Source organism: Paenibacillus puerhi (assembly GCF_009846885.1).
Classification (GTDB): domain Bacteria; phylum Bacillota; class Bacilli; order Paenibacillales; family NBRC-103111; genus Paenibacillus_G; species Paenibacillus_G puerhi.
The window spans coordinates 75647-89081 of sequence record NZ_WUWM01000014.1; the positions used below are offsets into that span (position 1 = coordinate 75647).

Annotated in this window: 5 protein-coding genes; 4 read left to right on the forward strand and 1 reads right to left on the reverse strand. The window is 56.5% G+C overall.

Features of this window, described 5'->3' with window-relative positions; genetic code table 11:
* Positions 1 to 1059, reverse strand: coding sequence for a glycoside hydrolase family 88/105 protein (locus tag GSF01_RS14310; RefSeq protein ID WP_159885110.1), 1059 nt, complete (start codon positions 1057 to 1059; stop codon positions 1 to 3).
* 131 nt (positions 1060 to 1190) lie between these two features.
* Here GSF01_RS14310 and GSF01_RS14315 point away from each other — a divergent pair, with 131 nt between their 5' ends.
* From GSF01_RS14315 to GSF01_RS14330, 4 genes are all read left to right on the forward strand, one after another.
* Entirely contained in the window at positions 1191 to 2144 is a 954-nt protein-coding gene (locus tag GSF01_RS14315; RefSeq protein ID WP_159885112.1) for an AraC family transcriptional regulator, read from the forward strand.
* A 275-nt stretch (positions 2145 to 2419) separates the two neighbouring features.
* A complete protein-coding gene (locus tag GSF01_RS14320) occupies positions 2420 to 8152 on the forward strand; it encodes an S-layer homology domain-containing protein (RefSeq protein WP_159885114.1) in 5733 nt (1910 codons plus the stop codon).
* A 78-nt stretch (positions 8153 to 8230) separates the two neighbouring features.
* Positions 8231 to 10948 carry a hypothetical protein gene (locus tag GSF01_RS14325; protein WP_159885116.1) on the forward strand — a complete coding sequence of 906 codons (2718 nt, stop codon included), beginning with the start codon at positions 8231 to 8233 and terminating at the stop codon, positions 10946 to 10948.
* 82 nt (positions 10949 to 11030) lie between these two features.
* Positions 11031 to 13334 carry a helix-turn-helix domain-containing protein gene (locus GSF01_RS14330; protein WP_159885118.1) on the forward strand — a complete coding sequence of 768 codons (2304 nt, stop codon included), beginning with the start codon at positions 11031 to 11033 and terminating at the stop codon, positions 13332 to 13334.
* Positions 13335 to 13435: the final 101 nt, after the last annotated feature.

Sequence of the window (13435 nt, forward strand, 5' to 3'; positions counted from 1 at the left end):
TTAAAGATGATCTGGCAGCTCGGCAAGCAGCATCAAGACAAGTCCTTGCCCGTACAGCGCAGGGTAGCATGGAATGTCGTTATAGGCTTCAATGGAAGGCATAACGGGGGTACCCCCGGATACGCCGGTGACTTCGCCGCTGGGGAGCACCTTGTCGATCACGGCTTGAGCCGCCCGAAGGGCGGCTTCTTTGCCGCCGGCGCCGGATTCCAGCAGACCCAGCTTGCCCGCAAGCAGGAGGCCGCAGGCAATTCCCGCGCTGCCCGAGGTCTCCGGGTAGAAGCCCGGCTGATCCATCACGGTGGCCCATAAGCCGTCCGCTTGCTGATAACGGAGCAGCCCTCGCATCATGGAGCGATACCGCTCAAGCGTATTTTCCGGCAGTTCGGCCAGTCCATGCAGCTCCCGGACGATCATAGGCGTGCCGACGGCGATCCAGGCGTTGGCTCTTGTCCAGCGCGCAGCGGACATATGATCCTGGGCGATGCTGTTCCAGCCGTGGAAGAGCACTCCGGTATCGTTGTCCTGCAGCAGCTCCAAGTGGAGATCGAGCTGGCGAACGGCCTCCTGCGCGTAGGCGGCATCTCCGGTGAGGCGGGCAAGTCTGGCCAGGAATAGCACGGCCATGAAGATCGTGTCCGCCCATACCTGCTCCGGGAAGCTTGCGTTTTCGGTGACGGTATGCTCGAATGCGCCTTCCCGGGTGCGGGGCGCTTCCGTCAGCATCCATTTCCCGATGCGCTCGGAGGTCTCCAGGAAAATCGGATCCTTCGTATGGCGGTAAAGCGCAGGGAAAATAGCGAACGGAGCCATCGAATTGATGACCTTCAGCTGCTCCGACTTGTGCAGGTTTTGGCGAGCCCACCCGGTTAGCTGATCGAGGATTTCCGTCTGCTCCGTGCTTTCGTAATAAGCAAGCATCGAGATCACGCCGACGCCAGGTACCCAGTCCCAGTGGTGGATATCCAGGCCCCAATTCCCCGTGTGATCCTCCAGCATATAGCGGTACAATCGGTCTGCGGTTTGCTTGACGAGCTCAGATGCAAGTGTAGGTGACATTTTTAGTATTCCTCCTTTATGGAAAATTGTACTAAAATAACTATACGACAAAGACGGCCGCAGAGCTTGGCGAATGCTCTCGTTAAGTTGGGGGATCGTCTATAAACAACTGAACCGGAAGGAGGTCAAGCATGGTGCTGCCACTAGACTCGAATAACAATCCGCTGTCCCGCCGCCTTGCGGGTAAGGGAGACGCGAAGCATGCGATTGATGAGTGGACGAATCAGACGCTCTCGGCCTTTCCGGTTCACTGCTCGTTCCGGACGACGAGCCTATACCAACGCAGCTTTCATTCGCACAGCGGATATGAGTTGTATGTGTGCGTACAGGGGAGCGGCACTTACATCGCCGGCGAGCGCATCCATACCTTGGGGCCGGGAACGCTCACCGTCGTAAGTCCGATGGCGCTGCATAGATCGCGACCGGAGCTAGACACACCTTTTCATCGTTTTATCGTGGCTGTAGAGAAAAGCTACCTGGAAGGATTGTGCGAGGGAGACGCAAGTATAACGTCCTGGATCGGACAGTGGCTTCCGGGACAGGATAGCGATTCGCTGCATGCTCAATTAAATGCCCGCCAGCTGCTGGCCCTGCAGGGAACGCTCAGCGAGCTGGAGCGGGAGGTCCAGGAGCAGCAGCCGGGGTTCGAGCTTGCCGCGAAGGGGCTGCTTCTGCAGCTGTTTATGCAGCTGGGCCGATACCGGACGGATCCCGGTCCCTTGCAGCCGGGAGCTGGCGAGCGGAAGCGGTATGTCGAGGGCATCCTGGGCTATATGAAGGAGCATTATCGGGAGCCTCTGCGTACGGAGGATTTATGTGCGCATTTTCATTTGTCCCGTTCCTATCTGTATAAAATATTCAAGCAAGACACGGGCGTATCCGTCCATGAATTTCTGGTCGCCTATCGCATCAATAAGGCGAAGGAGATGCTTCAGAGCAGCGAACTCCCTATTACAGAGGTCGCAGCCTTGGCGGGGTTCCACGATATGTCCCACTTCTGCCATACGTTCAAACGATATACGGAGATGACGCCCAGCGGATACCGAAGCTTGCGCCTGCGCTTAGGGCCGGACGCTCCCGGCTAGGAAGTGACCTCATCGTGAATCAGGTCACATCTTTTAAGATGATCGTGACGAAAAGCGATGAAGCGCAGCTCCAAGACGGCGGAGTAAAAGAAATGCCATGCCCGATAAAAACTGTCTATTGCGATTCCATCTCCATTTGATAAGGTTATTGGCAGCATGTGGTGAAGACAGCCAAGACCAGGTGGAGGTGGGAGCAAGTGAAGCGGCATGGCATGTGAGTCAAGCGATCCACCCGTATATGCAGTCAGACGAAACGTAATGTGGAAGGGAGCTCTATGATGAAACCTTTGAAGAAGCTAAGCGCCGCTATCATGGCCATGCTGCTGATCGTTCAAGCCTTAAGCATGGGAACGACAGGCGTCAGCCCGGCGCATGCAGCCGAACCGGACTCTCCGCAGCTGCTAAGCGGCAATACGCTGGGGCAATTGTTTCCGACATCTACTCCGGCGATTCCTACCGGAGCCCAATATACGTGGCAGCAAGAAGGAGTCTACTCGACCGATGCGGGGATTACCGCAACCGATCCTAAAGGTGCATCTCTCCTGATTGACGGTTCTGTAAGCGCTGTCAGTTCGAGTGTCAATCAAGCGGGCGCCGCTTACGGAACGCTGGTCTATGACTTGAAGGCGGTCTACCGGATCTCGTCCGTCCAGACCTGGGCCGAGTATGCGGCGGCCAGCGGCTTGAAGCAGGTCGAGATCTATGCCAGCATCGACGGCACCAGCTACAACCGGATTGCGCTGACCGAAAGCGCATATGGGGATGAGGCGGGCATTGCTGTCGTAACAAGCCCTATCAAGCCGGCCACGCACGCCAGATATGTGAAGATCATCCTTCACAAAAATCCGGATAAGCTCAAGCTTGGCATCGCCGAGGTAGCTATATGGGGACAGGCAGCGGAAGCCCCAGCTCTCTTGAGCAATAATCAAGTGAAAGCCGGAGGCGCCTATCCCCCGGGAACGCCTACGGTAGACACGAAGGCAAGCTATAAGTGGGAAACCGAGCAGCCCTTCGTCACCCAAGCGGGATTGATCGCGACGGACAATGAAGCCGGCGCCAAAAATGACGGCAGCTCCGGCGGCTTGCCTGACTTGATCGACGGCTCAAGCACGGAGGAGACGGCCGATACGACAGCCAGTATGGCTGCTGGCTCCCAAGGCCGGTATGGCACGGTAACCTTTACCCTGGGCGACGTGTACCAGATCGGGCAAATCGACGTATGGTCCAAAGCGGCGGGCAGCCATTTTATGGACGGTTATGAAGTTTTGCTAAGCGTCGATAACGTAAACTACTTCTCAAGCGGATATACGGCCAATCCGAACAGCCGTTATGCCAATGCGATGGTCAATACCCCTTCCTACGGCGTACCTGGCAAGCATGCCAAGTATGTCCGCATCGTCATGCATAATGCGAGCGACTCCGATCGGCTGATTGCGGGGGAGATCGCGATCTGGGGCTGGAAGCTGTACGATGCCTCGCTTGCCAAGAAGGAGGTGCCCGACCGGGTCGAATTCACGACCTCTGTGAAAAATTACAATACCGTATATCTGGACTGGTCCGCCTATAATTCCGTCGTCAACAAAGTCAATAAATACAGCGTTTACATCCAGAAAAACGACTTCACGACGACGAGCGGACTAACCGCCCATGTGACGGCCGAGAACGGATCGGCGGAGCAAAAAGGGAAGTTTCTGCTCATCTCTGCCCTGGAACCGGATACGACTTACTACATAGCGGTCACTCCGACAAGCACCTCCGCAGGAGAACGCAAGGATGTCAGCACCGTGAAAATTACGACGCCGGGCGTTTTTGGCGGGGGCAAAATCGGAGATATTTTCGCCATTAACGATACTCCTTACGGCGGGGGCAACTATGTGCACCATGGCGCGAAAGAGGATGAGAACATCATCCGCAAGCTGATTCTGATGAGAGGGATCGAGGGGATCAACTTTAACCGGTGGTGGGTACACGATTCCTGGGTCAAGCCCTTTTCCAATAAATACGGAGTCGGATTTCATACGTTCTACCATGGGCCGCAAGATGTGCCTCTTGAAAATAAACTGGGCACCTGGACCTTCTCGACAGTCAACGAGCCCGACCTGAAGGGGACGAATCCCGCAGCGCTAGCTTCGACCATCAAGGCGAATCATGCGAGCCTGAAGGCGGTTGACAGCCGCAATCTTTTGATTGAGCCTGCACTCGGCGGAACGGAGCCGGCAAGCATGACCTGGCTCGAGAATTTCTACAAATCGGACGGGCAAAATGGGGCGCTGGTCAAAACCTATTTTGACGTGCTGGATGTTCACCCTTATGTGAAGAACCATGAAGGCAGCCTGCCTGAGCTTATTCCGGGCGCGCCGGAGATGCTGCTTGGCAAGATCAAGGAAATCGAGGCGCTTAAGGCCAAGTTTGGCGATCAGGCTAAGCCCGTTATTTTCACGGAGCTGGGCTGGAGCACCTATACCGGCAACGGCTATCTGCGTCCGGTGGACCGAATCACTCAGCGTAATTATCTGGCAAGATCGTACATGCATGCGATAGCCGGCGACATCAAGAGAATGCACTGGTACGATTTCCAGGATGATGGGACCGACGGGGCTAATCTGGAGCATAATCTCGGACTTATCGATTGGTACGGCGTGCCGAAGCCGAGCTACTATGCTTACTATACGCTGGCGAAGGTGCTGAAGGATGCCCAATATGTCGGGGTAAAGGCTAACGTGGAGCACCCCTATTATGGATATGAATACTGGCACGAGGGAAAGAACCAATACATCACAGCGCTCTGGGCGGCCGATGAGTCGACCAAAACAGCAACCTTCCAAACAAAGGATGCCGGTCTTACCGTTGTTGGCATCGACGGAAGCTACGCGTACCTGCCGGTCGGCGACGGAAGCGCGAGCTTGACGATCCACGGCGCTCCTGTGTTTATTTACTCCAGCTCAGCCCTGGAGGTTACGTCTATCGATGATTCCTTCATGGTGAAGGACAGCACGGCCGAAGTCAGACGCGGAGATGTGCTCCGGACGGAAATCAAGCGCTTCGGCATGGGGATCGAGCGCAGCGGCAGGGTGGAGCTGATCGGCCCGACACCGGAATGGAAGCTGAGCAGCGAAGTCAACTTCACTGCCGGAACCGGCTCTATCCCGATCGAAATTCCGATCCCGCTGGATGCGGAGGAGAAGACTCAGGAGCTTACGCTCCAGATAATCTCGGGCAATTCGATTATCGCCTCGATGAACATAAAAGCGAATGTGCTCGAGACGATCAAGGTTCGCGTGGCTCCCGAGGTAGCAGCCCCCGGCAAGTGGGATCAATGGAATGCGGCGATCTACGTGGAAAATGCCACTGCGGATAAGACGCTAAGCGGTTCGATAACCGTCACGGAGGCGGCGTACCTGGCCTTGGCGCAAGTGGGGCCGATAGCCTTCGAGGGGCTCCTGCCGGGAGAAGTCAAGAAGCTGACGATCCCGATCACCACGCTTCCGGAGCAAGCGAGAGCGAGGCTGAAGCTGGCCGCCAAGCTTGATACGGGCTTTACGAAGCTGGTGGATAGGCCGTTTAACTTCCTGGCCGCCGTGAACGACCAGACCTCGCCGGTCATCGACGGCGTTCTATCCGAGGAAAGCTGGCATGCAGGCATGCCGATCGTCATCAACCGTCCCGATCAGAACAAGAATATTGCCAACTGGGGGGGCGAATCCGATCTAAGCGGCAAAGGCTTCCTGAAGTGGGACCGCAGCTATCTCTACTTCGGCATGGAGGTTCAAGACGATATCCATGTGCAGCAAGGGATAGGCGGCGATATGTGGCAGGGCGACAGCGTCCAGTTCGCCATCGACACCGGAAGGGCCGACGGACAGGGCAGCGCCAAGAACAATGAGTTCGGCATAGCGCTCGGGGAACAAGGACCTATGGTCTGGAGATGGCTGGCGTCGAACGGCAAGCCCGTCGGGGAGATGTCCGATGTGTTGGCGGCTGTGAAGCGAAGCGACGCCGTCACGACGTATGAGCTTGCGATTCCCTGGTCCGAGATCCTGGCGGAGGGAAGCGTTCCGGCAGAAGGAGATATCCTCGGCTTCTCGATGCTGATCAATGAAAATGACGGGGCTTCCCGCCGCGGATGGCTGGAATATATGAGCGGGATTGGCTCCAGTAAAAACACGCAGCTGTTTGAAGATTTGATTCTGGCTCAGATCCATGCCCCGGAAGTGAGGGTCGCCGGCATTGAGCTGGATCGTACAGCGGCATCGCTGCTTGTAGGGGAGACGACTGCCCTGAACGCAACGCTGCTTCCGCGCGATGCCACCGACAAGAGGGTGAGCTTTACTTCCAGCGACCCTGCGGTCGCAAGCGTTACGCAAGCGGTCTACAGCCTGAAAGCGACGATTACCGGCGTGTCGGCAGGTACGGCGACGATTACCGCTACGACCTATGACGGCGGCTATACCGCGATCAGTACGGTGACGGTCAAGGCGCCTTCGCCGGACGAGGTGAAGGTAACAGGCGTTGTGCTGGACCGCGAGAAGGCAGACCTCAGCATAGGACAGTCGCTCAAGCTGAACGCCAAGGTGCTGCCTGAAGATGCCGCTAACAAGAAGGTGAGCTTCACCAGCAGCCATCCGAAGGTCGTCAGCGTCACGCAAGAGGTGTACAGTCTGCAGGCCGTTATTACCGGCCTATCGGCAGGTACGGCAACCATTACGGTGAAGACGGACGACGGCGGCTATGCGGCGAGCAGCACAGTTACGGTGAGAACGCCTTCTACGGAAGACGATACTCCTTCGTCCGGGGGAAGCGGCGGAGGCGGCGTCCCGGCTCCTGCTGTCGAGCAGCCGTCCATTCTGAACGGAGTCATCCGGATTCCTGCTCCTGAAGCGGACAAAGAGGGCATTGCTTCGGCAGAAGTATCGATGGATTCCTTAGACAAAGCGATCCCGGGCGCAGCTGCCTCTTCGGGGCGCACCCTTGTGATTGAGATTCCGGAAGTGCCGGGAGCCTCGCGTATCCTGTTAAAGCTCCCTGCAGCGGTACTTGATGCGGCTGGAGCTGCGAATATCGAAAGGCTGAAAGTCCTTACCAGCCTGGCTACCGTTGCTCTGACCCCGGAAGCGCTGAAAGACCATCTTACAGCCGATTCGGCTCACTTGGAGATATCGGTGGCGGAGATCGCAGCAGGCAAACTTGCGGGCACAGCGGCTAGCCGGGTAGGAAGCAAGCCGGTTTATGAGTTCACCATCAAGCTCGATGGAGTTAACATCAAGCAGTTCTTCGGCAGAGACGCCGTACGGATCTCCATGAGCTACAAGCTTGCCCCTGGCGAAAAGGCCGAGCAGGTAATTGTCTACCATGTTCGGGATGGCAGGACGCTGGAAGTGGTGAAGAACGGAAGATATAACGCCGCTACGGGCAAAGTCACCTTCACTACCGATCATCTCAGTCTGTATACGGCGCTGCATGTGCCGGTCACCTTCGGTGATGTACAGGAGGCGGAATGGGCGAGAAGCAGCATTGAAGCGTTGGCGGCCCGGGAGATCGTCGGCGGTATGGGCGGCGACAGGTTCGCGCCTAATGAACGGGTAACCCGAGCGCAATATATCCAGATGCTGATGAACGCCTTCGATCTAGCCGATCCGCAAGCGACGGCGAACTTTAGCGACGTGTTGGAAGACGATTGGTACTTCCGCGCCGTAGCCACCGCCCAGAAGCTGGGGATCGTGCAAGGGTACGAGGACGGATCCTTCGGCGTCGACCGCGAGATCACCAGACAGGATATGGCGGTGATGGCACATCGAGTGATGGCGCTGGTCCAGAAGGAATTGCGTCCATCGGTACAGCCGGTTAGCTTCGCCGATCAGCCAAGCATCGCAGCCTACGCGCGGGAAGCCGTCGGGGCGATGCAGGCGGCCGGCATCCTTGACGGGCTCGAAGAGAATCGATTCGCGCCCGACATGAACGCCACTCGCGCTCAAGCTGCCAAGATCATGTTCGGATTGTTATCCATGTAAGCCAAGGCCGGGCCGGCAGCCCGCCGCAAGAGCAGGATCGCCGGCCCTTTATTTCAACATCAGGAAAGGAGCCCCGCCATGAGTTTGACTAAGAAAAGTTGTGCGCTTATAGGCGCAGTTGCCGTGATGCTCGGCTCAATGTCGATAGCCCCTGCGGCAATCCCGTCCGTGCTGGCGGCAGAAGGAGAGAAGGTGCTCAGCGGAAATGTCATCGGAGGGGAGCTTTTCCCTGCGGGTACGGCGGCACTGGCCACCGGGGCCTCCTATACGTGGCAGACGGAAGGCATCCATGCGACGGACCCGGCGCTGATCGGATCGGATGACGCAGGCGCTCCGGATATGACGGACGGCATCAACGGACCGGATGAAGACGCGAGCAGCACGACGGGAAGCGCGCCGGGCACAGCCGTCTATGGAACGCTTCTGTACGACTTGAAGTCCGTCTACAAGGTATCCTCGGTGAAGGTCTGGGCGGACACGAGTACGAGCAGTCATATGAGTAAATTCGACGTGTATGCCAGCTTCGACGGGTTGACCTATAACCGGGTCGGCGTGCAGGAAAACTCCCATACTCCAGGCTCCGGCTTTGCGCCCGTGACGCTTGAGGTCAAGCCGGCCGTCTATGCGCGGCACATCAAGGTTGTGATGCATAAGGACTCAGCCAAGCCCGTTATGAGACTGGGGGAGGTAGCCGTACTGGGAGAAGCCGTGGAGCCGATGGCCATCCTGAGCAACAATGAGCTGAGGCCGACCGGGGAATACAATACGTCCACTCCCAAGCTTGCGACCGGCGCCACCTACGAATGGCTGACCGACTATCCATTCGCTACGGACAGCGATATTATCAAGACCGATAACGACGCCAAAAATGACGGAGCCGGAGGCGTGCCCGACCTGATCGACGGCTCCACGACGCAAACCAATGCGGATTATATTATGACTTCGGTCTGGGGCAGGAAAGGCAACTACGCGGCGGCCGTGTTCAATCTGAACGATGTGTACCAGATCGGCAAAATCGACGTGTGGACGGGGCTAGCCACAAGCGGTCCCTTGCAGGTGGATGGGTACGAGGTGCAGGTCAGCACCGACGGCGTCCACTATTCATCGCTCGGGTATACGCCCAATGCCAACAGCCGTTCGTTGAATGCAATCGCGAATTCGCCCAGCTACGGCGTCCCGGGCAAGCATGCGAAGTACGTGAAAATTATCATGCATAACGCCAATGATTCGCAGATGATGAGAATCGGCGAGATCGCGATCTGGGGCTGGAGGCTGTACGACTCTTCGCTGCCGAAGAAGGCAGCTCCGGACAAGATCGAATTTACCGCCGAGCTTCAAAACTACAGCATGCTGAATCTCGACTGGTCCAGCTACAACAGCGTAGTTAATCAGGTTAACAAATACGGCGTGTATATCGAGACGGCTCCCTTCGCCAGCACGGCAGGCTTGACGCCTAAGTTCACGGCGGAAGCGCGGTCGGTCGAGCAGATCGGCAAGTTTGTATCGTACTTCGCTCTAAAGCCGGAGACGACCTATTATGTCGCGGTGACCCCCTTCCACTCCATCGGCGGCGAAAGAAAGGACGTCGATGCGCTGAAGCTGACGACGCCTTCTGTTCTCGGCGGGGAGAAGGTCGGGGATATATTCGCCATCAATGACGCTCCGTATGGCGGAGGCAACTATGTCCACCATGGCGAGCAAGAAGATGTGTTCCTGATGACTAAGCTGCGGCTGCTGAGAGATCTCGGGGGCATCAACAAGAACAGATGGTGGGATCACAGCGGCGCGATGAAGACGCTGTACGGCAAGAGCGGGCTGAACTTCCATTACTTCTACCATGGACCGGGCTACGTGCAGGCTGACAACGAGGGGGGCGCCTATACATTCTCGACGTACAACGAGCCTGATCTGGCGGGCCGGAAGCCGGCTGATGTGGCGAATGTGCTTAAGGCCAATCATGCCAGCCTGAAGGCGGCCAGCAGCCAGAGTCTGCTGGTAGAGCCTGCGCTTGCGGGCGTCGACAGACTGGTACCGGGCAAAGGCTTGAATTGGCTGGATGAGTTCTACAAGTCCGACGGTCAGAACGGCGCGCTGGTGAAAACCTACTTTGACGTGATGGATGTTCATCCCTATGTGAAGTATGAGTATCCGGTGGTGCCCGGGCTTACTCAGGGGGCCCCGGAAAAATTGCTGGAGACTTTACAGGATCTGAAGGACACCATGGCCAGCTACGGGGATGGGGATAAACCGATCGTCCTTACGGAGCTGGGCTGGAGCACCTATACGGGGGGCAGCTACCTGAAAGCGGTGGATCGGGCGACCCAGCGGAATTATTTGGCCAGAGCCTATATGCATGCCATCGCAAGCGGGATTCGGACGATGCACTGGTACGACTTTGCCGACGACGGCATGGAAACGAACAATCTGGAGCATAACCTGGGACTGATCGACTGGTACGGCAAGCCGAAGGAGAGCTATTACGGCTACTATACGCTGATTAGGGTCCTTAAAGATTCGCAGTATTTAGGAACGGTGGCGAACGTGGCGAACCCTTACTACGGTTACCGATTCTGGGATGAGAATAAGAACAGGTACATCACGTCCTTATGGGATGCGACAGGAGGAACGGCCAAAACGGCCAAAATCGCGACGACGGACCCTGGCGTGGAAGTTGTCGGGATTGACGGAAGCTACAAATATATCACCGCCGTTTCGGGGATGGTCAGCGTGCCGCTATCTGGCGCACCCGTGTTTATTTACTCGCATGGACGTGTGCAGGTAGATTCCATCCAATAATAGAGAGTTGAAATTTTCTCCAGAACGGTCGTGATGAGAGTATAATAGGGTTCAAACAAACGCGACCGAACGGGGGAACTGCATGAGAAACAGTATTTCGGCCAAAGCCATGATGATCTATGGCATCGTATTTCTATTCATGATCGCCATGACCTTCTTGCTATCGTATATCGGCACGGTCGGAACCTTGCAGAAAGACCTTCAGAATGCGAATCTCGCCGTATTGAAGCAGGTGGATTCCAAGATCGAGGCGGCCTTCCGCCAGACGGAGAAGGATCTGCTGTCGATGGCGGAGGAGCTGGAATTCGTTTACTTTATGAATAACAGCTACAGCGATGAGGGACATAGATACAGCATTTATTATGCGTTAACGACTCGTTTAAGGGAGTTTATATCTAATAATGCGAACTATTCCTCCGTCTTTGCCTATTCCCATGTCAGCGAGAACTTAATGACGGAGGAAACCTTCCTGTACCAGGCTTCGACCGAGTTCAACTGGCTGGCCCAGTACTTGAATATGCCGGAGTACTACAAGTGGCTGCCAACCCAGAAGGTATGGGACGGCAAGGAAACCCAGGATGTGATCACCTTGGTCCGCAGCTTTCCCGCCCTTAGCGGTCCGGGCCTTCGCAAGGGGCTCATGGCCATCAATATCAAGGAAGCCCAGCTATTCCAGATGATTCAGGCGATTTACGAGAATGACCACTCCGGTCACTTTTTCATTCTGGATGCGAAAGGCAATGTGGTGACTCATAACGACAAAACCCAGCTTTACCGCAATATGCAATCGCTACCGTACATCCAGAGGGTCTTGGCGAGTCCCGACAGCGGTGCCTTCAATGTGAAGCTGGACGGCGTTCAGCAGTCGGTCTTTTACCGGACGAGCGGGTACACGGGCTGGAAGTTCGTCAGCATGCTTCCGGAGTCCAAGGTTCTGGAGCCGATCAAGGTGACACGCAATCTGCTTCTGCTGTTTGCTTCCCTCATGTTCGTCCTGGCGCTCGCCGTTTTGTTCTATGTGAACCGCTGGACCTTCAAGCCGCTGGATCGTTTGGCCGGGAAGCTGTCGGGTGTGAACAAGGGGAGAGGGAAAGGGGCCGAACGCCTGGACCTAGCTAACCTGGAGCATATCTTCGATGAGATGGTGACCGACCGCGAGCATCTGGAGAAGCATGTCCGAGACTCGAAGCCGATGCTGAAGTGGAAGATTATGACGGACGTCTTGAACGGGAGCCGCTCCGATTTCCACGCGGTGAAGCATCACCTGGAATTTCTAGGCATTCACATGTATCCGGAGCGCTTCCTCGTCTGTACGGCCGAGATCAGCAAGGAGGGGGAGCAGCTCTCGCCGCGGGACGAAACGCTGTACACCTACGTGTTCTGCAACGTCGCGGAGGAGCTGATCCGCTCCGAGCATGCGGGGGCCGCTATCGACCTGGGCGGCGGACGGGCGGCCGTGCTGCTAAGCTTCGCGGAAGGCGACGCCGAGCAAAATCATCTGAGAACCCTGGTCATCCTCGAGCTGATCCTGGATAACATGAAGAAGCAATTCGGCCTGGAGGTCACGGTCGGCGTCGGCAAATGCCGGATGGAGATGAAGGATATACCCGGCTCGTTCGACGAATCGCAGAAGGCTCTCCATTATAAGATGATTTTCGGCAAGCATTCGGTGATCTCGGTAGACGACCTTCAACCGCCGGACCGGCAGGACTACTACAGGCTGAACCGGATGACCGACTCGGTGATGGAGGCGCTGCGGCAGACGGATCGCGTCAAGATGCACGCGTATTTGTCAGGTACGTTCTATGAGGCTGTGGAAAGCAACCTCTCTCCCGAGCTGATCAAGCAGCTATGCTATGATCTGATGATGAAGTCGCTGCAAACCGTCAATGCCATCGGGATCGAGCCGGAGCTGTCGATGGGGCCGCTGGGCGGCATCTACGAGCGGATCGGGAAATGCGAGAACTGGCAGGAAGCGGAGCGGCTTGTTGGCGATATCCTGGAGGGTCTGGCGCTCCAGATCGAAGAGAAGCGCAGCCAGCGGGGGAAGAACGAGACGATCGAGCGGATGCTCGGCTACATCCGGGAGCATTATCACGAGCATGACTTGTCCCTGGACCGGCTGGCCGAGATGTTCCAGCTTACCCCGCCTTATATTAGCAGACTGTTCAAGGACCATACGGAGAGCAACTTTATCGACTATATGATCGAGATCCGCATCGAGGCGGCCAAGGAGCTGTTGAAAGACAAGTCCATTAAGGTCAATGATGTTTCCGAAGCGGTCGGTTATGCGAATACGAGAAGCTTTCTCCGTACGTTCAAAAAGTATACCGGCCTAACGCCGACGGAATACCGGGAACGGATGGCAAAGTCCGACCCGGCTTAGCAGGCCAGAACGAGGAGCAGAGGCAGAGGAGCGGGCATACCCGCTCAGGAATGAAAAGGCTGGAATTCGCACATCTTAAGTTCGTGTTCGCGAATTCCTAG